The sequence below is a fragment of the Micromonospora inositola genome, from assembly GCF_900090285.1.
Classification (GTDB): Bacteria; Actinomycetota; Actinomycetes; order Mycobacteriales; family Micromonosporaceae; genus Micromonospora; species Micromonospora inositola.
Map to the genome: position 1 here is coordinate 977196 of NZ_LT607754.1, position 25016 is coordinate 1002211.

At 73.6% G+C, this 25016-nt stretch carries 26 protein-coding genes; 7 read left to right on the forward strand and 19 right to left on the reverse strand.

Going from position 1 to position 25016, the window contains the following annotated elements; genetic code table 11:
- Window positions 1–18: 18 nt before the first annotated feature.
- The 5 genes from GA0070613_RS04570 to GA0070613_RS04590 form a co-directional block, all read right to left on the reverse strand.
- Window positions 19–759: a uracil-DNA glycosylase gene (locus GA0070613_RS04570; RefSeq protein WP_331716720.1), complete on the reverse strand. Its 741-nt coding sequence runs from the start codon at window positions 757–759 to the stop codon at window positions 19–21.
- Window positions 752–1438, reverse strand: a complete 687-nt coding sequence (locus GA0070613_RS04575; protein ID WP_089011144.1) for a dienelactone hydrolase family protein — start codon at window positions 1436–1438, stop codon at window positions 752–754. Before GA0070613_RS04575 ends, GA0070613_RS04570 begins: the two co-directional genes overlap by 8 nt.
- A gap of 110 nt (window positions 1439–1548) precedes the next feature.
- A complete protein-coding gene (locus tag GA0070613_RS04580; RefSeq protein ID WP_089011145.1) occupies window positions 1549–2043 on the reverse strand; it encodes an LppU/SCO3897 family protein in 495 nt (164 codons plus the stop codon).
- 131 nt (window positions 2044–2174) lie between these two features.
- Window positions 2175–3197: an HAAS signaling domain-containing protein gene (locus GA0070613_RS04585; protein WP_089011146.1), complete on the reverse strand. Its 1023-nt coding sequence runs from the start codon at window positions 3195–3197 to the stop codon at window positions 2175–2177.
- Window positions 3194–3526 carry a PadR family transcriptional regulator gene (locus GA0070613_RS04590; protein WP_089011147.1) on the reverse strand — a complete coding sequence of 111 codons (333 nt, stop codon included), beginning with the start codon at window positions 3524–3526 and terminating at the stop codon, window positions 3194–3196. The genes GA0070613_RS04585 and GA0070613_RS04590 overlap by 4 nt, the downstream gene beginning before the upstream one ends.
- Window positions 3527–3605: 79 nt before the next feature.
- On the opposite strand from GA0070613_RS04590, the gene GA0070613_RS04595 reads away from it, so the two are divergent.
- Window positions 3606–4235 carry a LysE family translocator gene (locus tag GA0070613_RS04595; RefSeq protein ID WP_089011148.1) on the forward strand — a complete coding sequence of 210 codons (630 nt, stop codon included), beginning with the start codon at window positions 3606–3608 and terminating at the stop codon, window positions 4233–4235.
- Window positions 4236–4314: 79 nt separating this feature from the next.
- Here the strand turns inward: GA0070613_RS04595 and GA0070613_RS04600 are convergent, their stop codons facing one another.
- From GA0070613_RS04600 to GA0070613_RS04615, 4 genes are all read right to left on the reverse strand, one after another.
- Window positions 4315–4692, reverse strand: coding sequence for a type II toxin-antitoxin system death-on-curing family toxin (locus tag GA0070613_RS04600; RefSeq protein WP_089011149.1), 378 nt, complete (start codon window positions 4690–4692; stop codon window positions 4315–4317).
- On the reverse strand, window positions 4689–4892 hold the full coding sequence (locus GA0070613_RS04605) for a ribbon-helix-helix domain-containing protein (RefSeq protein WP_089011150.1): 204 nt from the start codon (window positions 4890–4892) through the stop codon (window positions 4689–4691). Before GA0070613_RS04605 ends, GA0070613_RS04600 begins: the two co-directional genes overlap by 4 nt.
- Window positions 4893–4939: 47 nt before the next feature.
- Window positions 4940–5869 (reverse strand): Ppx/GppA phosphatase family protein, encoded by a 930-nt coding sequence (locus GA0070613_RS04610; protein WP_089011151.1) that lies wholly within the window; start codon window positions 5867–5869, stop codon window positions 4940–4942.
- 90 nt (window positions 5870–5959) lie between these two features.
- Window positions 5960–6988: an ArsR/SmtB family transcription factor gene (locus GA0070613_RS04615; protein ID WP_157746271.1), complete on the reverse strand. Its 1029-nt coding sequence runs from the start codon at window positions 6986–6988 to the stop codon at window positions 5960–5962.
- Window positions 6989–7085: 97 nt separating this feature from the next.
- On the opposite strand from GA0070613_RS04615, the gene GA0070613_RS04620 reads away from it, so the two are divergent.
- Window positions 7086–7985 carry an alpha/beta hydrolase family esterase gene (locus tag GA0070613_RS04620; protein ID WP_231929667.1) on the forward strand — a complete coding sequence of 300 codons (900 nt, stop codon included), beginning with the start codon at window positions 7086–7088 and terminating at the stop codon, window positions 7983–7985.
- 23 nt (window positions 7986–8008) lie between these two features.
- Here the strand turns inward: GA0070613_RS04620 and GA0070613_RS04625 are convergent, their stop codons facing one another.
- The 4 genes from GA0070613_RS04625 to eno are packed head-to-tail and all read right to left on the reverse strand — an operon-like array spanning window position 8009 to window position 11058.
- The gene (locus tag GA0070613_RS04625; protein ID WP_089011152.1) at window positions 8009–8518 is read right to left on the reverse strand and encodes an amino-acid N-acetyltransferase; all 510 of its coding nucleotides are present in this window, start codon (window positions 8516–8518) and stop codon (window positions 8009–8011) included.
- Entirely contained in the window at window positions 8515–9072 is a 558-nt protein-coding gene (locus GA0070613_RS04630) for a DUF501 domain-containing protein (RefSeq protein WP_089015752.1), read from the reverse strand. The genes GA0070613_RS04625 and GA0070613_RS04630 overlap by 4 nt, the downstream gene beginning before the upstream one ends.
- A gap of 34 nt (window positions 9073–9106) precedes the next feature.
- Window positions 9107–9745, reverse strand: coding sequence for an FtsB family cell division protein (locus GA0070613_RS04635; protein ID WP_089015753.1), 639 nt, complete (start codon window positions 9743–9745; stop codon window positions 9107–9109).
- Between the two features lie 29 nt (window positions 9746–9774).
- A complete protein-coding gene (gene eno, locus GA0070613_RS04640) occupies window positions 9775–11058 on the reverse strand; it encodes a phosphopyruvate hydratase (RefSeq protein WP_089011153.1) in 1284 nt (427 codons plus the stop codon).
- A 232-nt stretch (window positions 11059–11290) separates the two neighbouring features.
- Between eno and GA0070613_RS04645 the strand changes: the two genes are divergently transcribed.
- Both GA0070613_RS04645 and GA0070613_RS04650 read left to right on the forward strand, forming a co-directional pair.
- Complete coding sequence (locus GA0070613_RS04645; RefSeq protein WP_089011154.1) at window positions 11291–11986, forward strand: hypothetical protein; 696 nt, start codon at window positions 11291–11293, stop codon at window positions 11984–11986.
- A complete protein-coding gene (locus GA0070613_RS04650; protein WP_089011155.1) occupies window positions 11983–12804 on the forward strand; it encodes an NAD(+) diphosphatase in 822 nt (273 codons plus the stop codon). The genes GA0070613_RS04645 and GA0070613_RS04650 overlap by 4 nt, the downstream gene beginning before the upstream one ends.
- A 10-nt stretch (window positions 12805–12814) precedes the next feature.
- Here the strand turns inward: GA0070613_RS04650 and GA0070613_RS04655 are convergent, their stop codons facing one another.
- The 4 genes from GA0070613_RS04655 to mfd all read right to left on the reverse strand — a co-directional run bounded on the left by GA0070613_RS04655 (window position 12815) and on the right by mfd (window position 19993).
- Window positions 12815–14434 (reverse strand): DUF885 domain-containing protein, encoded by a 1620-nt coding sequence (locus GA0070613_RS04655; protein ID WP_089011156.1) that lies wholly within the window; start codon window positions 14432–14434, stop codon window positions 12815–12817.
- A gap of 98 nt (window positions 14435–14532) precedes the next feature.
- Window positions 14533–15525, reverse strand: coding sequence for a nucleoside triphosphate pyrophosphohydrolase (locus tag GA0070613_RS04660; protein ID WP_089011157.1), 993 nt, complete (start codon window positions 15523–15525; stop codon window positions 14533–14535).
- A gap of 2 nt (window positions 15526–15527) precedes the next feature.
- Window positions 15528–16304, reverse strand: a complete 777-nt coding sequence (locus tag GA0070613_RS04665; protein WP_089015754.1) for a hypothetical protein — start codon at window positions 16302–16304, stop codon at window positions 15528–15530.
- Between the two features lie 56 nt (window positions 16305–16360).
- Window positions 16361–19993 carry a transcription-repair coupling factor gene (mfd, locus tag GA0070613_RS04670; RefSeq protein ID WP_089011158.1) on the reverse strand — a complete coding sequence of 1211 codons (3633 nt, stop codon included), beginning with the start codon at window positions 19991–19993 and terminating at the stop codon, window positions 16361–16363.
- 136 nt (window positions 19994–20129) lie between these two features.
- On the opposite strand from mfd, the gene GA0070613_RS33210 reads away from it, so the two are divergent.
- Both GA0070613_RS33210 and GA0070613_RS04680 read left to right on the forward strand, forming a co-directional pair.
- A complete protein-coding gene (locus GA0070613_RS33210) occupies window positions 20130–21023 on the forward strand; it encodes a helix-turn-helix domain-containing protein (RefSeq protein ID WP_157746272.1) in 894 nt (297 codons plus the stop codon).
- A 279-nt stretch (window positions 21024–21302) separates the two neighbouring features.
- The gene (locus GA0070613_RS04680) at window positions 21303–22214 is read left to right on the forward strand and encodes a cyclase family protein (protein ID WP_089011160.1); all 912 of its coding nucleotides are present in this window, start codon (window positions 21303–21305) and stop codon (window positions 22212–22214) included.
- An 81-nt stretch (window positions 22215–22295) separates the two neighbouring features.
- On the opposite strand, the gene GA0070613_RS04685 is transcribed toward GA0070613_RS04680, so the two are convergent.
- Both GA0070613_RS04685 and GA0070613_RS04690 read right to left on the reverse strand, forming a co-directional pair.
- Window positions 22296–23336 carry a S66 family peptidase gene (locus GA0070613_RS04685; RefSeq protein WP_089011161.1) on the reverse strand — a complete coding sequence of 347 codons (1041 nt, stop codon included), beginning with the start codon at window positions 23334–23336 and terminating at the stop codon, window positions 22296–22298.
- A 33-nt stretch (window positions 23337–23369) separates the two neighbouring features.
- Window positions 23370–23777, reverse strand: a complete 408-nt coding sequence (locus tag GA0070613_RS04690) for a VOC family protein (RefSeq protein ID WP_089011162.1) — start codon at window positions 23775–23777, stop codon at window positions 23370–23372.
- A gap of 79 nt (window positions 23778–23856) precedes the next feature.
- Between GA0070613_RS04690 and GA0070613_RS04695 the strand changes: the two genes are divergently transcribed.
- A complete protein-coding gene (locus tag GA0070613_RS04695) occupies window positions 23857–24909 on the forward strand; it encodes an ABC-2 transporter permease (protein ID WP_089011163.1) in 1053 nt (350 codons plus the stop codon).
- The last annotated feature ends 107 nt before the right edge of the window (window positions 24910–25016 follow it).

Genomic DNA, 25016 nt, shown 5'->3' on the forward strand with positions numbered 1-25016 from the left:
CACCGCCCCACGCATTCCTCAGTGCACCCCGGCCAACTGCTTCGCCCGGGCGAACACGTCGTCCAGCATCCCTGGTGTCAGCCGCCCGGTGAAGGTGTTCTGCTGGCTGACGTGATAGCAGCCGAGCAGCGCCGGTGCGGAACTGCCGGACCAGTGTGCCCCATGGCCGAAGGCCGGTCGCGGACTGGGCGGGCGGACGCCGTACACGTCGCGCAGCACCGGCCACCATGCGGCCCAGGCGAAGGCACCCAGCGCGACCACGACGCGCAGGGTGGGCCGGATCAGCGCGACCTCCCGGTGCAGCCACGGCGCGCAGGTGTCCCGCTCGGCCGGGGTGGGTTTGTTGTCCGGCGGCGCGCAGCGCACGGCGGCGAAGATGCGGGTGTCGCGCAGGGTCAGGCCGTCGTCGGCGGCGACGCTGGTCGGCTGGTTGGCCAGGCCGGCGCGGTGCAGTGCGGCGAAGAGCACGTCGCCGGAGCGGTCGCCGGTGAAGATCCGGCCGGTGCGGTTGCCGCCGTGCGCGGCCGGCGCCAGGCCGAGGATGGCGATCCGCGCGTCCGACGCGCCGAAGCCGGGCACCGGGCGGCCCCAGTACCGCTGGTCGCGGAAGGCGGCCCGCTTGACCCGGGCGACCTCCTCCCGCCAGGCGACCAGGCGCGGGCAGGCGAAGCAGTTGCTCACCGCGCCGTCGAGGTCGGCGAGGTCGGTCGCCCGCGCGGCGCGGGCGACCACCTCGGCGGGGGTACGCGGCTCAGCCAAGCTTGGCCCGGAAGAGTTCCAGGGTGCGGGCCCAGGCGGTGGCGGCGGCCCGCTGGTCGAACTTCTCCGGCCGGTCCTCGTTGAAGAACGCGTGTGACGTGCCCGGGTAGTCGTACGTCTGGCAGGTGCCGCCGGCCGCCTCGATGGCCAGACGGGCGGCCTGCACGCCGTCGGCCGACGAGAGGCCGTCCTCTTCGGAGCAGTGGATGAGGGCGGCCTTGCCGGCGTAGTCGGCCCAGTCGGAGCGCATGCCCTCCCAGGGCAGCCGGGGGTAGAAGCCGGCGGTGGCGACGATCCGCTCCGAGAAGGTCGCCGACCAGAGGGCCAGGCTGGCGCCGGCGCAGAAGCCGGCGCAGCCGACCTTGCCGGTGACCTCGGGACGGTTGGCGAGGTATTCCGCCGCGGCGGCGATGTCCGTCGCCGCCTCGTCCATCTGCGGCCCGTTCAGCATCTGCCGGGGCTCGGTCGGCTTGCTGGCCGGCTCGCCGTGCCGGAAGTCCGGGGCGAGGGCGACGAAGCCCGCCTCGGCGAAGCGGTCCACCACTGCCCGGACGTGGGGCACGAGGCCCCACCAGTCCTGGATGACGATGACCGCGGGGCTGGCCACACCGCCGGAGGGTATCGCGAGATACCCCTCGCTCGTCCCTCCGTTGCTGGTGAAGCTCACCGTCTCGCCCATGGCCCGTCCTCCTAGCGGTCAGTCATCGTTGGCTGGTCGCCCAGTGGTCCTACGTGCCGGTAGCCTGCCACGCCGTCACCGCGCCGGGGAAGACGCCGGGACAGTGGCATTCACCTCCCGTTCGCCTTGTGGACGAGGCAGAGCAGGTAGCCGTCGCCGTCGCCGTCCACGCGGTAGAAGACGTATCCGTCGTCGCCGGGCCGAAAGTACGGCTCGCACGCCGCCGCCGAGCGGCTCCGCGCCGCGGCCGGGTCGTCCACCCGGCCGATCACGGCGTACCCGACCCGGGCGCTGGTGCAGGGAACGATCCTGGGGTCGTCGGCCGACATCGCCCGGGCGCCGTCGACCCGGGGCAGGTCGGCGACGCAGTCGCCGGCCTTCGCGTCGGCCGTGCCGTCCGGGGCCAGCGACCCGCCGAGGGGTCCGGGACCCAGCTTGAGCACCGCGGTCACCGCGAGCGCGACCAGCACGCCGAGGACCAGCACGACGACGCCGAGGACCGTGCCGATCCGGGACCGCCCGCCGGTCGGGGCTGCCGCGGCTGCCGGCTGCTGCTCGCTCTCGGGCGCGGCGGGTGCAAAAGTCTCGGCGACCTGCTCTGACACGGGCGTTCCTTCCGGGGTGGGGTGAGCAAGCGACACCGTAGCGACCAAGATCGGGCCGCGCAGTCCCGCCCCGGTCCACCGTGGACGCGAAAGGGGCGCCCACCGGATCGGCGGGCGCCCCTCGGCATGGTTCAGCGGGTCGGACTCGGCACCGGAGCCGTGCTGGTCGGGGCCGGGGTCACCGTTGCGGTGGGGACCGGGGTCGGCGTGGCGGCAGCCGTCGGCGACGAACTGTCCGTCGGTTGCGGCGACGCCGGGGTCGCCGCGGGCGCTCGGCCCGCCGGTGGCACCGGGACCGCGGCGGGCGGCCGCGGCCGGAACGGCGCGAGTTGCGGGCAGAACGGGTAGCCGGTCCGCAGCGCGGCGTCCGGTTGGGCCGGGTCGACACACGACGGGTAGCCGAGCCGGATCGGCACGCCGTTCTGATCGAACAGCCGGGCATTCTCCACCAGCCGCCCCTCGCTGTCGTAGACGAAGACGTCCTGGACGGAGTCGTACCGGTCGCCGACCGACACCCCCTTGTAGCCGAACTCGTCCGACTCGGCGTTCTGGTCCACGTCGACGAGCATGGCGAAGGAGAAGAGTAGTAACGCGGCGGTGCCGAGGCGCAGCAGACGGCGGGGCCAGCCCCGCAGGCCGCCGGAGCGGTGCCCCAACCAGACCGAGGCGAGGACGCCGCCGGCGAGCAGGAACAGGCCCGCCACCGCGCTGTCGCCGAGCCGGGGCAGCAGGCCCGACGGCTCGCCGAGCGCGGCGGAGACCAGCAGCGCCGCCAGCCAGCCCCGCAGCACCCACCAGGCCGGCCGGAGCAGCCGGAGGAAATCGGACGCCTTGGCGTACCCGAGGAGCGGGCCCAGCCGGGCGTCGAAGGCACGCAGCCGGGCATCGAGCCGGACCCGGGCGACGGCGATCCGCCCGCCGAGGTGCCGGTCACCGCCGGGGCCGTCGGCGCCGGCGGCGGCCCGCAGCTCGGCGGCGTACGCCTCGGGCTCGCCGAGCCGGTCGACCAGCGAGCCGTCCGCCTCGGCGGCGACCTCGGTCAGGTGCTCCGGCAGGTCCTCGGTCAACTCGTCGCGGACGGCGGGCGGCAGGTCGGCCAGTGCGGCCCGGACCCGGTCGACGTAGTCCGCGATGTCCTGCCCAGTGACGGTCATGCCGCCATCCCCCGATCGTCGAGCAGTGCGTCCATGGTCGTGGCGAAGGAGCGCCAGGTCTTGCCGGAGCGGGCGAGCTGGTCCCGGCCGGCGGCGTTGAGGGCGTAGTACTTGCGGTGCGGGCCGGACTCGCTCGGCACGACGTAGGTGGTGAGCAGGCCGGCGGCGAAGAGCCGGCGCAGCGTGCCGTAGACCGACGCGTCGCCGACCTCCTCCAGGCCGGCGTCGCGCAACCGGCGGAGGATGTCGTAACCGTAGCCGTCCTCCTCCCGGAGCACGGCGAGGACGGCGAGGTCGAGCACGCCCTTGAGGAGCTGGGTGGTATCCACGTTTCCGACAGTAGTGCGCATTACATAGTACCGTCAAGAAAACACTAGCTTTCGCGGGCCGCGTCGTAGGGTCGGAAACATGTCGTGGAGCAGCTACGGATCGTTCCTGATCTTCGCCACGGTGCTGATCCTCATCCCCGGCCCGGACTTCGCGGTGGTCACCCGGAACACCCTGGCCGCCGGTCGACGGCGCGGCAGGTGGAGCGCGGTCGGAGTGACCGGCTCGAACGCCGTACAGGGCGTCGCCGCGGCGGCCGGGCTGGGCGCGCTCATCGTCCGCTCCCAACCACTGTTCGAGACGATCCGCTGGGCCGGCGTCGCGTACCTGGCGTACCTCGGTGTGCAGGCGGGGCGCTCGGCCTGGCAGGGCCGGTACGCCCCGCTGGCCGACGGCGGCGCCACCTCGTCCGGCGAGGCGCTGACCGCCTTCCGGCAGGGCTTCCTCTCCAACATCACCAACCCGAAGGTGCTGGCCTTCTACCTGGCCGTGCTGCCGCAGTTCGTCGGCGGCTCCGCGCCCCTGGGGGTGCTGCTGGTGTTCGCGCTCAGCCACGCGGTGCTGGGGCTGGCCTACCTGCTGGTGCTGGTCGGGGCGATGAACCGCGCCCGCGACCTGCTGGCCCGCCGCCGGGTACGACGCTGGCTCGACGGGCTGACCGGGGTGGCCCTGCTCGGCTTCAGCGCCCGCCTCGCCACCGAACGCGCCTGATTCGGGATACCGCCGCACGGCCTCGAATGGCCGACGTACGGCGGTCGCGAGGCCTGACTCAGCAGCAGGTGCGGATGGATCAGACGTAAAGCTTGCGGAGCTCGCGGCCGATGTCGGAGACGTCGGTCAGCGTGCCGCTGGCCACCGACATCATGAGAGCCTCGGCTTGATCAACGTCGACTTCCTGAATCGGCACCTCGTTGAGGGCCAGAAAGACGCGCGCCGCCGACCAGGCGAGACGCTTGTTCCCATCGATCAAAGCGTGGTTCATGCAGACCGAGTGAAGCAGCGCGGCGGCCTTGCCCCAGAGATCGGTGTACGCCTCCTCGCCGAACGCCACGGTGGCCGGGCGAACCACCGCCGACGAGAGCAGGCCGAAGTCACGGACCTGCGGGGTCTCACCCAACACAATCGAGGCGATCTCCATAAGGTCGTCGACCTCGAGGTAGTTGATCACTCCGCCAACCGCCGCAGCAGCTCGGCGTCGCGGTCGGCGACCTCCCGCGCAAGATCCCGCACACGGGCACGACGGTTGCGCGCCGAGACGTACTCCTCGACCGCCACAACGATCGTGGCGTTCATCGACCGGTGCTCCTGCTCGGCGAGCTGCTTGAGCCGCTCGTGCAGTCCGTCGGGCAGATTTACGGTGGTGACCATATGGAAATCATACCGGCCACACGCAGGGAAACCACCTTTCCCGAGGCCTACGCGAGGCTCCAGGCGATGCCGTCGAGGATGTCGTGCTCGGAGGCGACCACCGAAGGCATACCGGCCCGCTCCATGATGACGCGGAGCACCAACGCCCCCGCGCCGATCACGTCGGCCCGGCCCGGGTGCATCACCGGGATGGCCAGCCGCTGCTCGCGGGACTTCGCCAGCAGGTCGGCGGTGACGTCGGCGACCTGCTCGTACGACACCCGGGCGTGGTGGATGCGCGCCGGGTCGTACTCCTTGAGGCCCTGGGCGATGGCGACCACGGTGGTGACCGACCCGGCGAGCCCGACCAGCGTGGCGGCCTCGCGGCCCGGCACGGCCGCCAGCGCCCGGTCCACCGCGACCGCGATGTCGGCCTGGGCGGCCGCGATCTCGTCCAGGGTCGGCGGGTCGCCGTGCAGGTGCCGCTCGGTCATCCGGACGCAGCCGATGTCCATCGAGATGGCGGCCTCGACGCCACCCTCGCGGGTGCCGACCACGAACTCGGTGGAGCCGCCGCCGATGTCGACCACCAGGTACGGCGGCTCGGCGTCGGCGGGCAGGCCGCGCACCGCGCCGGTGAACGAGAGCCGGGCCTCCTCGTCGCCGGTCACCACCTCGGGCTCGACGCCCAGGGTCTGCTCGACCATGGCCCGGAAGTCGGCGGCGTTGGCGGCGTCCCGGGTCGCCGAGGTGGCGCACATCCGGACCCGCTCGGCGCCCAGCTTCTCGATCTCGGCCGCATACGACGCCAGCGCGACCCGGGTGCGCTCGATCGCCTCGGGGGCGAGCCGGCCCGTCTTGTCGACGCCCTGGCCGAGCCGGACGATCTCCATCCGGCGGGTCACGTCGACCAGCGGCGCCTGCGGACCGGCGGACGGGTCGGGCAGGTCGGCGACCAGCAGGCGGATCGAGTTGGTCCCGCAGTCGATGGCGGCCACACGCGTCGTCACGGCAGCAACCCTACGGCAGCGCCCCGGCCGGGGCGCCACGGTTGCGGGCGCGGCCCCGTTCCCGATGACCCGACGGTCTCAGCCCTCCCGGCTGCGCCACTCGTCGGGCAGGTCGGTTCCGGAGCCGACGCCTCCGGGCCCGCCCAGCAGGTGCCCGCCGAGCGGCGTCAGCCGGTGCAGCACCGCCGGGCCGTCGCGCCCGGTCCGGATCAGACCGGCGGCCCGCAGCGCCGTCATGTGCTCCGACGCGGTCGAGATGCTGACCCCGGCCGCCCGGGCCAGCGCCGTGGTGGTGTGCCGGCCGGGCTGACCCAGCCGACGCAGCAACGCCGCCCGGGTGGCCCCGAGGAGGCGGCCGAGCGGATCGGCGCCCGGGGCGGCGGCGCCGCCCGGCATCGCGGCGGGGTAGACGAGCAGGACCGGACGGCCCGGCTCGACCAGCACCCGGGGGCGCGGACCGGCGAGCGGCGAGGGCAACAGGACGAGACCCTCGCCGGTGCCGGTCACGTCCCCACTCCACCACGTCCGCACCTCCAGCACCGGCGGCCGCCAGCGGATCGCCGGATGCAGTCCGGCGAAGAGGCCCTCCAGGCCACCCGTGGCCAACCGGTGCGTGGCGGTCGCTACCTGGTGGCGGTGGACGGACGTCAGATCGGCCCAGTGCGGCGCGAGCACGGCCCCGAACCAGGTGGCCACCGCCTCGTCGAACAGGTCCAGGATCGCCGGGTCCGCCTCGGCGAACCGGCGGCGCAGCGGCGTCGCCGGCAGCTCGGCGTACGCCGCGATGAGCTCGGCCCGGACCCGTCGGGGCGGGGTGGCCCGGATCGCCGCCAGGCCAGCCGGCACCGAGTCCAGGCCCTCGAACGGGGTGAGGAAGTCCGGCAGCCGACCGCGGACGGGCAGCAGGTGTGCCAGCGATGCGGCGGCGGCGCGCACCGGTGCTGCCGCGGCGGCGGCCGCCTGCCGCGCGGCGAGGGCCGGCACCAGGCCGGCGGCGGTCGGGTCGTGCAGCGCCTGACGGGCCAGCATCGCGGTGCCCACCGGGTGCAGCGTGTCGACGAACCGCACCCGGCACAGGTCCACCGGGGTCAGCTGAAGGCGAAGCATAGAAGCAGCGTGCCGGTATTCGGCGAGGGCCGAAAGGGTTGACCCCGCCGCACCCGGCTCACCACTGTGGACGTCGGATCCACGAAGGGGGCGGGGCGTGCGGCGGACGATGGCGGTGCTGACGGGACTCTGCCTGCTCATCCTCGGCGCGGCGTGCGGTGATGAGCGGGGGCATACCCGGGCGACTCCGTCCCCGCCCCCGTCGGTCGTGACCGAGCGGCCGGCGGCCGGCGACCATCGGTTGGCCCTGCGACACGACGGGACGGACCGCGCCTACCTCCTGCACGCCCCGCCCGGCTACGACCCGGCCACGCCGCTCCCGCTGGTGATCGTGCTGCACTTCTACCCCGGCGACGGGGAGGCGATGCGCCAGATGGTGGGCCTGGACGCCAAGGCCGACCGGGAACAGGCGCTCGTCGCCTACCCGGACGGCCGGTACGGCGGCTTCAACGCCCTGATCTGCTGCGGATCGTCGGACGACGTCGGGTTCCTCAAGGCGCTCACCGCGCACCTGGTCGAGACGTGGCGGGCCGACCCGGACCGGGTCTACCTCACCGGCATCTCCAACGGCGGTGACATGAGTTTTCGGGCCGCGGTCGAGGCCGAGGGACTGTTCGCGGCGATCGGCGTGGTCAGCGGCGGCTACAGCGGGCCGCGGACGGCCGCCGAGAACTACGTGCCGAAACACCCGGTCTCGGTCATCACCTTCATCGGCGGTCAGGACGTCTACGCCGCCATTTTCACCGAGGGCGTGCGGACCTGGCAGCGGCGGCTGGGCTGCCGGCCGGCGCCCGGACAGCGGCCCATGTCGTCCACCCGGATCTCCCGGACCGACGCACGCTGCCCGGACGGCAGCGACGTCACCGTCTACACGATCCCGGAAATGGGTCATTCGTGGCCCGGAGCGGCCTCCGGTCAGCTCGCCGCGCCGCGGGCGGGTGTGGTGGCCACCGACCTCATCTGGGCCTTCTTCGCCGCCCACCCCAGGCGGGCCTGACCCCCGGCGGGTCGAGCCGCCCGTCACAGGCGCAGCAGCATTCGGGTGTTGCCGAGCGTGTTCGGCTTGACCCGTTCCAGGTCGAGGAACTCGGCGACACCCTCGTCGTACGAGCGCAGCAGCTGCTCGTAGACCGGGTGGGGCACCGGCGCGCCGTCGATCGCCCGAAAGCCGAACGAGCCGAAGAATCGCGTCTCGAACGTGAGCACGAAGATCCGGGCCACGCCCAGCTCCCGGGCCGCGTCGATCAGCTCGCCGACGATCCGGTGGCCGAGCCTGCGGCCCCGACAGGCCGGGTCCACCGCGACGGTGCGGATCTCGGCCAGGTCCTCCCACATCACGTGCAGCGCGCCGCAGCCGACCACGGTGCCGTCGGGCACCACCGCGACCCGGAACTCCTGCACGTCCTCGTAGAGGGTGACGGTGGCCTTGCTGAGCAGCCGCCGGTCATCGGTGTAGGTGTCGACCAGCCGCCGGATCCCGCGTACGTCACCCGTCCGGGCCCGGCGGACGACGATCTCGGCCCCGCTCACTCTTCCGCCGGGACGTCCACGCACGGACCGGCGGTCCACCACTTCTCCACCAGGGCGAGGGTCTCGTCCCCGAACGGGTTGACCCCCGGCCCGGCGCCGAGCGCGTGCCCCAGGTGCACGTGCAGGCACTTCACCCGGCCGGGCATGCCGCCGGCCGAGATGCCGGTGATCTCCGGCACCTCGCCGATCGCCTCCCGGCGGGTCAGGTAGTCCTCGTGCGCCGCCCGGTAGCGGGCGGCCAGCTCCGGGTCGGTGGCCAGCCGGTCGGCCATCTCCTTCATCAGCCCGGCCGACTCCAGCCGGCTGCACGCCGCCGTCGCCCGGGGGCAGGTCAGGTAGAACAGCGTCGGGAAGGGCGTGCCGTCGGCCAGCCGGGGCGTCGTCTCCACCACGTCGGGCAGGCCGCAGGGGCAGCGGTGGGCCACCGCGCGGGTGCCCCGGGGCGGGCGTCCGAGCTGCGCGGCCACCGCGGCCAGGTCGGCCTCGGTGGCCGGTTGCCGCTCCGGCGGGGGTACGGAACCCGCCGCCGGGTCCTGCGGTGGTACGACGGTCACGGTGCCCATCTCTCGTTCGGCGCTCGGGTGGCGCTCACTTGTCGGGGCGCTCGGCGTTGGCCGCCTGCACGCTCGACCACAGCGTGTCGTACCAGGGATCCGGCGCCTTCGGCGGCCCCGGCTTCGCGCCCTTGCCGGCGTCCTTGGCGGCGCCCTCCGGGTCGGAGAGCACCACCAGCAGCGTCTCCCCCGGCTTGCCCATGAAGAACCGCTCCCGGGCCTGCGTCTCGATGTACGCCGGGTCCTGCCACTTGGCCGCCTCGGCGGAGAGGTCCTCGATCAGCCGGCGCTGATCGGCCTGGGACGCCTCCATCCGCTCGATGTCGGCCTGCTGGTCCAGGTACACCCGGACCGGATAGGTGTACGCCAGGGCGAGCGCGATCAACACCGCGAAGAGCACGGTGGCCCGCCCGGTGAAGCGCCGGGGGTGGGGTGCGGAGAGCCGCTTGACGCTGCCGCCGGCGGCCGTCCGCCGGGCGGCGGCGGGCCGGCTCGCGGAGCGTACGCCGTCCGCGCCGCGGGCCGTGCCGGGCGACCGGCCGGCGGCGCCGCGCGGCTCGGCGCGGACGCCACCCTCGCGGACCGACGACCGGGCCCGGGGCGCGCCCGTCCGGCCGGCCTGACCCGGCCGACGGGCGGGCCGCTGACCACCCGGTGTGCGGCGCTGCTGCATCGTCACACCCCTCCCCCGGAGCTACGCGCTCAGGCCGAACGGTAACGCGGGAAAGCACCCGCACCGGCGTACCGCGCCGCGTCGGCCAGCTCCTCCTCGATGCGCAGGAGCTGGTTGTACTTGGCGACCCGGTCGGAGCGGGCCGGCGCGCCGGTCTTGATCTGGCCGCAGCCGGTGGCCACCGCCAGGTCGGCGATGGTGGTGTCCTCGGTCTCGCCGGACCGGTGGCTCATCATGCACTTGAAGCCGGCCCGGTGGGCCAGGTCCACCGCGTCCAGGGTCTCGGTCAGCGAACCGATCTGGTTGACCTTCACCAGCACCGCGTTGGCGGCCTTCTCGGTGATGCCGCGGGCGATCCGCTGCGGGTTGGTGACGAAGAGGTCGTCGCCGACGATCTGGATCCGGTCGCCGACCGCCGCGGTCAGGGTGGCCCAGCCGCTCCAGTCGTCCTCGGACAGCGGGTCCTCGATGGAGACGATCGGGTAGTCGCCGATGAGCTTGGTGTAGTAGTTGCTCATCTCCTCGGCGGTCTTCGCGCTGCCCTCGAAGGTGTACGTGCCGTTGTCGAAGAACTCGGTGGCGGCCACGTCCAGGGCGAAGACGATGTCGGTGCCGAGCCGGTAGCCGGCCTTCTCCACCGCCTCGGCGATCAGGTCCAGCGCGGCGGCGTTGGTGGGCAGGTTCGGGGCGAAGCCGCCCTCGTCGCCGAGGCCGGTCGACAGGTCCTTCTTCTTCAGCACCGACTTCAGCGCGTGGTAGACCTCGGCGCCGGAGCGCAGCGCGTCGCGGAAGGTGGGCGCGCCGATCGGCGCGATCATGAACTCCTGGACGTCGACGTTCGAGTCGGCGTGCGCGCCGCCGTTGAGGATGTTCATCATCGGCACCGGCAGCAGGTGCGCGTTCGGGCCGCCCAGGTAGCGGAACAGGCTCAGCTCGGCGCTGCCCGCGGCGGCCTTCGCGATCGCCAGCGAGACGCCGAGGATGGCGTTGGCGCCCAGCTCGGCCTTGTTGTCCGTGCCGTCGAGGTCGAGCATCTTCTGGTCGATCAGCCGCTGCTCGCTGGCCTCGTACCCGATGAGCTGGTCGACGATCTTGTCCTCGATGTTCGAGACGGCCTTCTCGACGCCCTTGCCCTGGTAGCGGTCCGCGTCACCGTCGCGCAGCTCGATCGCCTCGAAGGCGCCGGTGGAGGCGCCGGAGGGTACGGCGGCGCGAGCGATCGTGCCGTCGTCGAGCCCGACCTCGACCTCGACCGTCGGGTTGCCCCGCGAGTCCAGAATCTCCCGGGCGACGATTCCCTCGATGGTTGCCACTGAGTCGCTCCTCGTTTGTGTGTTCCGGTCCGGTATGGGCCGCGACGGTGCGGCTGAGGCAGGTGTTGAACGCAGCGTATCGGGCGACGGTCGAGCGCACGTCGTGGCCCGGCGCGCCCGGACGGGCCCGAGCGACGCCGGCCACCCCGCCACGACGGACATTCCCGGATTCTCGGGCGTCAACCGGCAACGAGTTTGCGAGAGGTCGCCCCGATCGACAAGGCTGGGCGCCATGCCCGCCGCCTCGACCACCCTCCGCGTGCTCGCCACCTCGGTCATCGCGTCGCTGACGGTTACCGGGTGTCAGGCGCTCGACGACGCCGGACAGGCCCTCGGCCGGGCCGACCTGGTCAACGACCTGGCCGCCCGGATGGACCGGGCGCTGGAGCAGACCTGGGCCGCCGACTACCAGCTTCCCGGCGGGAAGACCGCCTCGATCGCCCAGACGGCGGATCCGCTCCGGTCGGCGTACACCTGGCCGGCCGGCAAGATCACGGTGACCCAGGAGGCGCTCACCCGGTGCGCGACGACGGCCGGCCGCACCTCGTGCACCGTGCTGTCCCCGGTGCTGACCGCCGGCAAGCCGTCGGTCGCCGTCTACGCGGAGGCCGGCAAGCTCGGCCTGGTCACCCCGCCGGCCGTGATCAGACTGCTCACCGAGGCCGCCCTCGACCCGGAGGCGACCATCGGGCAGAGCGACACCACGCTCTCCGGACACCACGCCACCTGCGTCGACGTCACCCGGTCCGGCGACCGGTTCACCGCCTGCGTCACCACCGAGGGGGTGCTGGGCAGCTTCACCGGCACCCTCGACGGCAAGCCGGCGGAGGTGGCGCTGACCGGCTACACCGAGACGGTCGACCCGACCGCCTTCGACGTGCCGGCCGGCGCGGGCGTGGTGGACCGCCGCCGCTCGACGACGTCGTGACCGGCTTCGTGCCCGGCGCGGACGGCAGCTCCCCACCCACGCCCGCCGACATCGCGCTGCCGGTCGCCGGGCGCCGGCTGCTGACCGGCCCGGACGGGCTCTTCCCCAGGGTCGGCGACCTGCCGGCCGTCCACGACTGGGTGCCGGTGGGGACGCTGGACGGCGTACCGGCCTGGGCGGCCGAGCTGACCGACGAGGCGGAGCTGCCCGGGCGCTGGCGGGGCTGGCGGGGGATCGCCGCCGAGCTGCCCGAGCCGCTGGCCACGCTGGCCGGGCGGGCGCTGGCCGTGGTGACCTGGCGGCGTACCCACCGGTGGTGCGGCGCCTGCCGGGCCGAGCTGGCCGACGTGCCCGGCGAGACCGCGCGGCGCTGCCCCGGCTGCGACCTGTACGTACCGATGCCGCTCTCCGCCGCGGTGCTGGTCGCGATCACCCGCCCCGGCCGGGCCGGCGGCCCCGCCGAGCTGCTGCTGGTCCGCCACGCGTACGGCCCGACCGAGCTGTGGGCGCTGGTCGCCGGCTTCGTCGAGGCGGGCGAGTCGTTGGAGGCGGCCGCCCACCGGGAGGTCGGCGAGGAGGTGGGCCTGGCGATCGCCGAGCCGACCTACTTCGGCAGCCAGCCCTGGGCGATGTCCGGGCCGGGTACGTTGCTGGTCGGCTTCACCGCCACCGTCGCCGATCCCGCCGCCGAGCCGGTGGTGGACGCGAAGGAGCTCACCGAGGCGCGCTGGTTCCCGCTGGACGCGCTGCCGGCGGAGCTGCCCCCGGCGTACTCCATCTCCCGCTGGCTGATCGACGCCGTCGCGGCCGGACGCTGACCGTCGGGGGTCAGACGCCCAGCAGGGTGCGCAGGTGCCGGGGCGGCGGGCAGTCGTGCGCCAGCATCGCGTCGTGCCACTCGCGCACGGGCACCCCGTCCGGCCGGGACCGGGCGATGTCGGCCATCTCGCTGTAGCCGACGAAGTAGGTGGAGAGCTGGGTCGAGGTGAGCAGCGCCCGGCGCCACTTGCCGGCCGCCTCGCCCTCCTCCTGGAAGCCGCGCCCGGTCATCAGCGCCATCGCCTCCGACTCGGGCAGGTCCTCGCAGTGCACGAGCTGGTCGAGCAGCGCGTTGATGGTCATCCGCAGCTGCATCTTGAGCTGCTGCAACCGCACCGGCAGGCCGCCGAAGCCGAGGCCGGCCATCAGCTCCTCGGTGTAGACCGCCCAGCCCTCGACGAACACGCCGGACTCGGTCAGCGCGCGGACCCGGGTGGGGCCGGCGTACCGGCGGGCGTGGGCGAGCTGGAGGAAGTGACCGGGCATCGCCTCGTGCACGGTCAGGTTGCGGATCATGTGGTCGTTGTACTCCCGGTAGAACGACTCGACCCGGTGCGCCGACCAGTCCACCGGGGTCGGGGCGATGCAGTAGAAGGTCGGCAGGTCGGCCGTCTCCAGCGGGCCCGGCGAGTCGCAGTACGCCACCGCGACGCCCCGGGCGAACTCCGGCATCTCCTGGATCACGCACGGGTCGTCGACCAGGGTGATCAGGTCGTGGGCGCGGACGAAGTCGCTCGCCTCGTCCAGGGTGACCGAGGCGAGGTCCACGATGGACTGGTCGTCCGGGTGCTCGGCGGCGAGCAGGTCCAGCGCGCGGCGTACCGTCTCGTCGTCGGCCGGACCGCCGACCAGCTCGACGGCCGCCTCGCGGATCTCCGCGGTGACCCGCTCCAGGTTGGCCCAGGCCCGGCGCCGCACCTCGGCGGCGCCCAACTCGGTGTCGAGGGTGTGCCAGAGCCGCGCCTCCCACCGGCGCCGGCCCAGCCGCGGGTCGCGCCCCGGCCCGGCATCGGCGGCCAGGCCGATCCGCAGCCAGGCCACGAACTCCTCCAGCGCGGCGATCGCGTCGGTCGCGGCGGGCTCGACCCGGCCATACAGCCCGGGCGCCTCGGCCAGCAACCGGGGCACCTCGTCGCGGATCAGCGCCGCCGTGCCGGCGAACTGCCCGACCGCAGTCTCGGCGTGGATCCGCGGCATGTCCCGCAGCGTCGCGCGTGCGGTCGCCAGGGCGTCCGGTACGGCCGACAGCCGCCCGGCCAGGTGGGACAGCCGCTCGTCGACGGGCGCGTAGGGGCGGGCGAGCAGCGCGTGCAGCAGGGGACCGGGGTTGTGGCTCAGCGGGTCCCACTCGTGCGCGCGGATCTCCGTCGACTCGAACAGCGCCCGGTCGACGAGGCTGCTCAGCAGCGCGTGGTCGACGCCCTCCTCGAGGTCGAGCGAGTCCGGGTCGATCTCGGAGAGCGCGTCGGCGGCCTCCTTGAGCATCCCCTGGTCCGCCGCGACCGCGTCCGCGGAGAGGTCCGGCAGCCGGTCGTCGTACCGGTGGTCCCCGGCCAACGTGGCCAGCCCGGGCCGGCTCTCCAGCAACGCCTCCACGATCCGCTCGGCGAGCGGCACGAACGACTCCATTACCCGACCCTACCGACCGCCCCGGACGGCGGCCGCCCCTCGGGTGATCATGAAGTTGTTGTCACGACCCGCCGTGCCGGACGACGACAACTTCATGGTCAACTCGACGGGTTGCTGCGGGCGGCGCGTTCGGCGGTGCGGACGGCGTCCGCGTAGGCGAGGGTGGTGCGGCGGAGGGCGGCCTCGGGGTCGATTCCTGCCTCCCTCGCGGCGGCGACCGTGGCCAGGAGGCTGGCGCCCAGTCTGGCCTCGGGGCCGACCTGGGTGTCGGCCAGTGGGGGCGGGACGGCGAGGCCGACGCGGGCGGCGCGGTCGAGGATCTTGGCGGCCAGGGCGAGGGCGGGCTGGCTCAGCGCGATGCCGTCCAGCACCGACTCGCGGGCCTTCTCGGCGCGCTTGATCCGCTCCCAGTTCGCCTCAATCTCCTCCAGCGAGCCCGTCTCGGCGCCGGAGAAGACGTGCGGGTTGCGACGGACCATCTTGTCGACCAGCCCGCCGGCCACGTCGTCGACGTTCCACCGCTCGCCCTCGGGCAGGTCCTCGGCGAGCCGGGCGTGCAGCAACACCTGGAGCAGCACGTCGCCCAGCTCCTCGCGGAGGGCGTCGGTGTCGTCGGCGCTGATCGCGTCGTACGCCTCGTAACACTCCTCGAGCAGGAAGCCGGCGAGGCTGCGGTGGGTCTGCGCCCGCTTCCACGGGTCGCCGCCCGGCGAGGCCAGCCGGTCCATCACCTCGACCGCGTCCAGCAGCCGGGCGCCCGGCGGATCCCACGAGCCGTACATCAGCTCCAGCTCGGCCAGGCCGGGCTCGCGGGCCAGCCGCAACCCCAGCTCCCGGGCCAGCGCCTCGTCGCCGGCCGGGCCGGCCAGCCACACCGCTGTGCCGTGGGCGGCGACCGCGTCCAGCAATGCCTGGGTGGCGCCGCCCTCGACCACGGTCACCTCGGCGCCCGCCGACCGCACCGCCGCCGTCAACGGGCTCTCCACGCCCGCCAGCACCGGCCCGGAGCGGACCACGTCCCAGGCGGCCGCGGTCAGCAGGCCGGCCGGCAGCCGGGGCGAGGTGACCAGCAGGACGATCCGCGCGGACATGCTCAGGAGGCGGCCTGGCCGGTCGCCTCGGTGGCCACCGGCCCCGGGGTGGAGACGTCGGTCACCTGGCCGTTGCCGTCGACGTACGGCAGGTCGTACTGGCGGAAACCGCTCTGGGTCTGCAGCAGCGCCGGGATCTCCAGCGCCGGGAAGCGCGGATTCACCGTGACGTCGAGCTTCTTCACCTCGTCCTGGAGCGCCGCGCTCACCGCGGAGACCTGGCGGGTGAACGGGGCCTGCTCGAACTGCTTGCGCTGCTCGTCGGCGGACCAACCGGCCGGGGCCACGCCGGCCTTGACCAGCGCGTCGTAGAGATCGCCGCGCGAGTCGTCGGTCAGCTCGGCCGGCGGCAGCCCCGCCTGCAGGCCCAGGTAGAGGTCGTACCACTCGGCGGCGAGCTTCGCGTACTCGGTGTTCGGCACGCCCAGCTCCTTGCCGATCTGCTCGGCGCTGAGCTGGTCCTGCACCTCGACCTTCTGCTCCTCGGCGATCCGCTTGCCCAGGTCGATGCCGACCAGCAGGTTGAGGATGTCCTGCCGGTCCACGTTCAGCTTCAGCTGCTCCGGCGACGGGGTCGCCCCCTGCTGCGCGGCGGAGGCCTTCACCGAATCCTCGTACGCCGCCTGGGCCTCGTCGTGGATGGCGTCCACCCGGTCGACCGAGTAGGTCTTGTCACCCACGTACGCCGCGACGTCCGGCGCGGACCGTCCGCAGGCGGCGAGGCAGAGGAGAGCGAGGGCCGCGACGCTGGCGGCGGCGGTGAGACGGCGAGCACGCATGACGGCCACTCTCTCACGCCCCGTACGCCGCTGTGACGCCGCCCACCTGCGCGCGCTCACCGGACTCCCGCCATGGCCGGCTCCCCCAGCACGTCGGAGAGGAGTTGGGCGCACCACTCCAGGAGCGCCTGGTCGCGCAGCGGCTCGCCGCCCACCCGCCGGGTGCTCGGCCGGGGCACGCTGACCTGGTCGGTGGCCTGCTTGTAGACCGAGTCCGGGTGGTAGCGCTTGAGCCGCAACTGCTTCGAGTCGGGCAGCGGCAGCGGGCCGAACCGGAGGTGCTTGCCCTGCATCGAGACGTCGGTGAGCCCGTACCGGCGCGCCAACAGCCGGAACCGGGCCACCGCGACCAGGTTCTGCACCGGGGCGGGCGGCTCGCCGTACCGGTCGGTCATCTCCGCGACCACCTCGCGCAGCCGCTCCTCGTCGCGCGCCTCGGCGAGCTTGCGGTACATCTCCAGGCGCAGCCGCTCCACCCCGACGTAGTCGTGCGGCAGGTGGGCGTCGATCGGGAGGTCGATCTTGACGTCGGTCTCCTCCTCGGGCTGCTCACCCTTGAACGCGGAGACCGCCTCCCCGACCATCCGGACGTACAGGTCGAAACCGACGCCCTCGATGTGGCCGGACTGCTCGCCGCCGAGCAGGTTGCCCGCGCCCCGGATCTCCAGGTCCTTCATCGCCACGTACATGCCGGCGCCCAGCTCGGTGTGCTGGGCGATGGTGGCCAGGCGCTCGTGCGCGTGCTCGGTGAGCGGCTTCTCCGGCGGGTAGAGGAAGTATGCGTACGCCCGCTCCCGGCCCCGGCCGACCCGGCCGCGGATCTGGTGCAGCTGGGCCAGACCGAGCAGGTCGGCGCGCTCCACGATCAGGGTGTTGGCGTTCGGGATGTCGATGCCGGACTCCACGATCGTGGTGCAGACCAGCACGTCGAACTCCTTCTCCCAGAAGCCGACCATCACCTTCTCCAGGGCCTCCTCGCCCATCTGGCCGTGCGCCACCGCGACCCGCGCCTCGGGCACCAGCTCCCGGAGCCGGCGGGCCGCCTTGTCGATCGACTCGACCCGGTTGTGCAGGTAGAACACCTGCCCGTCGCGGAGCAGCTCCCGGTGGATCGAGGCGGCCACCTGCCGGTCGTCGTACGCCCCGACGAACGTCAGCACCGGGTGCCGCTCCTCCGGCGGGGTGGCGATGGTGGACATCTCCCGGATGCCGGTGATCGCCATCTCCAGCGTCCGCGGGATCGGGGTGGCCGACATGCTCAGCACGTCGACCGAGGCCCGCATGGTCTTCAGGTGCTCCTTGTGCTCGACGCCGAAGCGCTGCTCCTCGTCGACGACGACCAGTCCGAGCTGCTTGAACCGGGTGGCCGACTGGAGCAGCCGGTGGGTGCCGATGACGATGTCGGCGCTACCCTCGGCGGCCATGGCCAGGGTCTGCTCGGTCTCCTTCGGCGTCTGGAACCGGGAGAGCTGCTTGATCGTCAGCGGGAACTGGCTCATCCGCTCGGCGAAGGTGTTGTAGTGCTGCTGCACCAGCAGCGTGGTCGGCACCAGGACCGCCACCTGCTTGCCGTCCTGCACCGCCTTGAACGCCGCCCGGACCGCGATCTCGGTCTTGCCGTACCCGACGTCGCCGCAGATCAGCCGGTCCATCGGGACGGTCTGCTCCATGTCCCGCTTGACCTCTTCGATGGCCGCGAGCTGGTCCGGCGTCTCCTGCCAGGGGAAGGCGTCCTCCAGCTCCCGCTGCCAGGGGGTGTCCGGGCCGAACTGGTGCCCCTTGGACGCCTTACGGGCGGCGTAGAGCTGGATCAGCTGGGCGGCGATCTCGCGGACCGCCTTGCGGGCCCGGGCCTTGGACTTCTGCCAGTCCGAGCCGCCCATCTTGTGCAGGGTGGGCTGCTCGCCGCCGACGTACCGGGAGAGTTGGTCGAGCTGGTCGGTGGGGACGAAGAGCCGGTCGCCGGGCTGGCCGCGCTTGCTCGCGGCGTACTCGATGACCAGGTATTCCCGGGAGGCGCCGTTGACCGTGCGCTGCACCAGCTCGACGTACCGGCCGATGCCGTGCTGCTCGTGCACCACGTGGTCGCCGGCCTTGAGCTCCAGCGGGTCGATGGTGTTGCGCCGCCGGCTCGGCATCTTGCGCATGTCCCGGGTGGAGGTGCCCCGGCCGCCGGTGACGTCGTTGCCGGTGAGCAGCACGAACCGGGACGCCTCGTCGACGAAGCCGGCGGTCAGGCAGCCGCAGCTGACCAGCAGCTCGCCGGGGGCGGGCGCGGTCGGCACCTGCTCGGTGAGCCGGGCGCCGAGGCCGGCGTCGCGGAGCACCTCGACGGCCCGCTGGGCGGGGCCGTGCCCCTCGAAGACCAGCGCGATCGACCAGCCCTCACCGGCCCACCGCTTCAGGTCGTCGACCACCCGGGCGGTCTCGCCGTGGTAGAGCGGGGCGGGCTGGGCGGCCAGGGTCACCGCGATCGCTTCGTCGGGGGTGACGTCGACCTCGGTCGGCTCGTCCTCCCAGGGCTGCCGCGCCGGTGCGGTGGCGTCCGCCTCGACCAGGCCGAACGGCGCGAGGGTCCACCAGGGCTGGCGCAGGGCGCGGGCGCGCATGCGTACGTCGGCCAGGGTCTTGAAGGCGGCGGCGCCGAGGTCGACCGGGGCCTGGCCGCCGACGGCGGCCGCGGCCCAGCTGGCCTGGAGGAACTCCTCGGAGGTACGCACCAGGTCGTGTGCCCGGGTGCGGATCCGCTCCGGGTCGCAGAGCAGCACATGGGTGCCGGCCGGCATGCAGTCCAGCAACAGCTCCAGGCTCTCGTTGCCGAGCAGCGCCGGGACCAGCGACTCCATCCCCTCCACCGGGATGCCCTCGGCGAGCTTGTCGAGGATCTCGGCCAGCTCCGGGTGCTCCTGCGCGAGGGCGGCAGCCTGCTTCCGGACCGCCGGGGTGAGCAGCAGTTCCCGGCAGGGCGGCGCCCAGAGCTGCGGCACGCCCTCGATGGTGCGCTGGTCGGCGACGGCGAAGGTGCGGATCTCCTCCACCTCGTCGCCCCAGAACTCGACCCGGGACGGGTGCTCGTCGGTGGGCGGGAAGACGTCGAGGATGCCGCCGCGGACGGCGAACTCGCCCCGCTTGGTGACCAGGTCGACCCGGGCGTACGCCATGTCGGTGAGCCGGCGGGCAACCTCCTCCAGATCCGCCTCGTCGCCCGCGGCGAGCTGCACCGGCTCCAGGTCGCCGAGCCCCTTGAGCTGGGGTTGCAGCAGCGACCGGACCGGTGCCACGACCACCCGCAGCGGCCCGGTACGCCCGTGCGCGTCCGCGGACTCCGGGTGGGCCAGCCGGCGCAGCACGGCCAGCCGACGCCCGACGGTGTCGGAGCGGGGCGAGAGCCGCTCGTGCGGCAGTGTCTCCCAGGACGGGAAGACCACCACCTGCTCCGGCGGGAGCAGGCTGCCCAGCGCGGCGGCGAGGTCGTCGGCCTCCCGGCTGGTGGCGGTCACCGCCAGCACCGGGCGGCCGGCGCCGCCCGCGGGCTCGTCCGCGGCGACGGCCGCGACCGCGAACGGGCGCAACGCGGCCGGGGCGGTGAGGTCCAGGCCGTCGACCTGGGCGGCACCGGAACGCGCCAGGTCACGCGCCCGGGCCAACCCCGGGTCGGCCAGGGCGGCGGCGAACAGTCCGGTGAGCATCAGTGATCACTTCCCGCGAATGGGCACACGACGATCACCCCGCGCCCGGTCTGGACGGGGGGTTTGCAGATTCGACACTATCTCTCCGGGGGGACGATCGGCCGCCGTGCCGTCGAGGAACACCTGGGGGAAACGAATGCCCGCCGAGGGAACCGGCAGTGATCCGCGCCGCAAGACCACCCCGGCCCGGTGGCGGGTGCTGGGGCACCCGGACGGGATGCTGATCTACCAGGTCCAGTGCATCGTGGAGCACCACGGCTGGACGGAGCCCGCCGCCGAGGACCGGCACAAGATCATCCTCGGTCGCTCGGGCGCCTACCAGCGCCGCCTCAACGGCCGCACCGGCGTCTCCGACGCCACCTCCGTCCTGATCACCCGCCCCGGTGACGAGGTGGCCGTGGCCCACCCGTACGGCTGCGGCGACTCGTACACCTGCCTGGAGATCGACCAGGCGGTGCTGACGGACCGGCCGGACGCGGCGCGCTGGCTCGGCCGGGCCGGCTGGGCGGGCACCTCCGACGCGCCCCTGGACCTGGCGCACCGGCTGCTGGTCGCCGAGTGCCGGCGCGGCCTGGACCGGTTCGAGATGGCCGAGCGGCTGCACCGCTTCCTGGGCCGGCTGCTCCAGCACAGCCCGCTGGCCGGGGAGGACGCCGGCGGCGACATCGAGCGGGCCGTGCGACGGCGACCGGCGACCCTGGCCGCGCACCGGCGCCTCGCCGACCGGGCCCGGGAGGTGCTGGCCACCTCGGACTTCACCCTCGGTCTGGAGGAGGTCGCCCGGGAGGTGGGCACCTCGCCGCACCACCTCAGCCGGGTGTTCCAGCGGATGACCGGGAGCAGCCTGACCGCGTACCGGAACCGGCTGCGGGTCCGGGCGGTGCTGGACAGCCTCGCCGAGCCGGACGGGCGTCCGCTCGGGGCGCTGGCCAGTGAGTACGGCTTCGCCGACCAGGCCCACCTGACCCGGGTGGTACGCAACCAGGTCGGTCACCCGCCGGCCCGGCTGCGCCGCCTCCTCGCCGACTGATCGGACCGGCAGGTGGAGGTGCCGTAGGGGGCGTACGGCTCCGGGTGGCACGCCGGGGGGCGGCCGCACAGGCCCGGCGGGGGGCGTCGGACCTCCCCGAACAGGTCCGCGCGTCCCCCCGCTCCGATCGCCGCCGGCGTGGCGGCCCGTCCGGGCTGACGCGTTCCATCCTCGGGCCACGGCGGTCCCGCGTTCTTGAAGAAAATTGCTCAGATCCCGGCCGGACGGCCCGCCCGGTCGGATCTTGACCGCGGTGCCGGCCCGTGATCGGCTTGCCGGGTGGCAGAGCAGTATCGGGCGCAGTTCGACGCGGAGGTCACCTTCGCCAACGGTGGCGGACTGCGGACGGAGGGGTTCCGGCTGGACATTCCGGGCCGGGACATCGCCGACGACGAGTTGGCCGCGCTCTTCGTCCGGCACCTCGGGCTGCTGATGGTCGCCGAGGTGCGGATCGACCGCAGGACGATCATCGAAGAGCCGCACAAGGGCGGCCACGGCGTCGCCACTGACACCCCGTCGGCGCGGCGGCTGGTCGAGCTGAGTCACGTGATCAGCGACGGCATGACCACCCTGCCGGGCTGGCCCGCGCCGCGGATCACCGACTGGCTCACCCGGGAGGCGTCCCGGGCGAACTACGCCCCGGGCACCGAGTTCCACGTCGCCCGGATCGACATGATCGCGAACACCGGCACCTACCTGGACACGCCCGCGCACCGCTGGGCCGACGGGGCCGACCTCACCGGTACCCCGCTGGACCGTCTCGCCGACCTGCCCGGCCTGGTGGTGCGGGTACCGGCCGGCACCCGCGCGGTGGACCGGCTGCTGCTGGCCCCGTACGACGTGGCCGGGCGGGCGGTGCTGCTGCACACCGGCTGGGACGCGCACTTCGGCACCGACCGGTACGCCGGACCCGCGGCCCCGTACCTGACCGGGGACGCCGCCCGTGCGCTGGTGGACGCCGGCGCCGCCCTGGTCGGCATCGACTCGATCAACATCGACGACATGAGCCCGGCGGCTCGGGGCGAGCGCCCGGCGCACAGTGCCCTGCTGGCCGCCGGCGTGCCGGTCGTGGAGCACCTGACCGGCCTCGACGCGCTGCCGCCAACCGGCTTCCGGTTCACCGCCGCCCCACCGAGGGTGGCCGGCATGGGCACCTTCCCGGTCCGCGCCTTCGCCACGATCGACACCTGACCCGCCCGGTCAGGAGCGGGTCCGGTTGCGGGAGGTCGCGGCATCCGATGCCGCCGGACACCGCGACGTCCCGCAGCTGGCTCAGTACCGCACCGAGATGCGCCGTTCGACCGCGTCCACCCGGATCTCCCCGCCGTACGGGACGATCAACTGCGGGTCGGTGTGGCCCAGGTCGACGTCGAAGACCACCATGGCGTCGGGGGCGTACGCGGCCAGCGCCCGGGTCACCGCGTCCCGCTGGTCGTCCGCCCAGGCCCGCCGCTCGCCGAGGGTGTGCGGCTTGTCGAAGTCCCACGCCTTGGCCCGGCCGACGAGCACCGCCGGGAAGCCCGCCAGGAGCCCACGCTCCCCCATGTTGCGCAGGATGCGGAACACCTCGGTGGCCGACGGCAGCTCCTGCGACGTCTCGATGATCAGCACCGAGCCGGCCAGCGCCGCGGCGGACGGGACCCGGTCGGTCGCCATCAGCCAGTGCAGGATCTCCAGGTTGCCGCCCCAGGTACGCCCCTCCACCACCGTGGAAGGGCCCTGCCAGCGCCAACCCTCCCCGGGGAACATCACCGGCTCGTGCGCCAGGGTTGACGGGTCCCGCCAGTCACGGGGCTCATCGCCCCACTCGGTGACGGGGGCCAGGTCGTACCAGCCGGAGGTGAAGAGCGCGGCCCGCAGGGACTCGGCGGTGAGCGGGTGGAGCTTCCCGGAGCGGCCGAGGTGCACCAGCACCGACCCGCCGTGGTACGCCACGATGCCCAGCCGGTACAGGTGGTTGAGCACGTTGGTGTTGTCCGAGTAGCCGTAGTACGGCTTCGGGTTGGCCCGCAGCACCTCGTCGTCCAGGTGCGGGGTGACCGTGATCAGGTCGTCCCCGCCCACGGTCGCGAGCACAGCGGTGATCGTCGGATCGGCGAAGGCGGCGGTCAGGTCCCGGGCCCGGTCGCGCGGGTCGGCGCCCAGCACCCGGGTGGTCGGGTACTCCACCGGCTCCAGGCCGAACTCCTCGCGCAACCGGCGCAGGCCAAGCTCGTGGACGTGCGGGAAGAGGCCCGGCAGGCCGGCTGAAGGCGACACGACGGCAACCCGGTCGCCGGGCCGGGGCTTGGGCGGATAGACGGGCAGGTCCATGATCGGACGCTACCGAACCGGGCCAAGCCCTTTTCAGACGGTCTGGCCGACCTCGATCAGATGCCCGTCGGGGTCGCGCAGGTAGCAGCGGATCTCCCTGCCCCGGTCCTGCGGCGGGGTGAGGAACACCGCGCCGCGGGCGCTCCACTCGTCGTGCACGGCTCGGATGTCGGCCACCCGGATGTTCAGGAAAGCGCTGGTCCGGTGCGGGTCGGGCGGGGTCTCCAGGATGACGTCCGGCTTGTCCTCGGTGGGCCCGCCCCCGACGTTGATGATCACCCAGCCGTTGGCGAGCCGGACCACCGCCGGATCGGCCTCCCGGACCACCGTGCCGCCGAGGACGTCGGAGTAGAACGCCGCCGACCGGGCCACGTCGGCGGCCACCACGAAGTGGGTGAGCAGGATGCCCTCGGCCGGGACCGGCAGGTCGTCACGCGCCATGGTGCCAGCCTGGCACCGGCCGGGGCGCGGGGCGGCGAAACCTCACAACCCGGGCGAACCGCCACCCTAGGCTGGCGACGTGAACGAGGACCGGGAACCCGCGGTGCGGGACTGGCTGCCGCGTACCGCGGCGCTGCTGGTCGGCACGCTCGCCCTGGCCACCGCGTTCATCGCCGCGTACGTGGGGGCGCTGCACCAGCCCACCCCGCGCGACGTGCCGGTCGGGGTGGTCCTCGGCGACCAGCGCGCCCAGGCGGTGATGGGAGCGCTGCGCGCCCGGACCGACAAGATCAAACCGATCGGGTACGACGACCCGCGGGCCGCCGACGACGGACTGACCGCCCGCGAGGTGTACGCGTTGCTCACCTCCGGCCCGGAGAACGGCTTGCGCCTCACCACCGCCAGCGCCGCCGCGCCCGCCGCCGCCGACCTGGTCACCCAGGTGTTCACCCAGGCCGCCCGGCAGGCGAACCTGCCGCTGCAGGTCACCGATGAGGTGCCGGTCGAGGGGACCGACCCGCGCGGGCTGGTCCCCTTCTACCTGGCGGTCGGCTACGTCCTCGGCGGATACCTGGCCTCCACCGCGCTCGGCCTGAAGACCGGCACCGCGCCGGTGAGCCTGGCCCGGGCCGGGCTGCGGGTCGCCGCGCTGGCGGTCTACTCGATCGTGCTCGGCGTCGTCGGCGCGACGCTCGTCGGCCCGGTCCTCGACGTCTGGCACCACGACGTGCCGGCCGTCGCCGCGGTCGGCGCGCTGATCGTCCTCGCCGCCGCCATGGTCGCTTCCGCCGTGCAGGCCTGGCTCGGTCTGCTCGGCACCGGCATCGTCATCCTGCTGCTGGTGGTGCTCGGCAACCCCGGCTCCGGCGGCATCTACGCGCCGGAGTTCCTGCCCGGCTGGCTGCGCGGCATGCACCGGTGGAACGTGACCGGGCTGGCCACCGACCAGATCAAGTCGGCGGTCTACTTCGACCGCCGGTCGATGGGTTGGACGCTGACCGGCCTCGTGGTGTGGGCGCTGCTCGGGATCCTCGGGCTGATCACCGCCACGATCTTCCACACCCACCGGCGGGGCCGCCGCGCTGCCGGTGCGCGTCCGACCGGACCCGGCGAGCCGGTCACCGATGGCTGAGCCGTCCCGCCCGTCCCAGAGTGCAGATCGTCACGCCGGCCCCCTCCTTGCGGCGGGGCCGGCGCAGATACGATCCAGGGAGTCGGACAGCGCTGTCCTTCGTACTC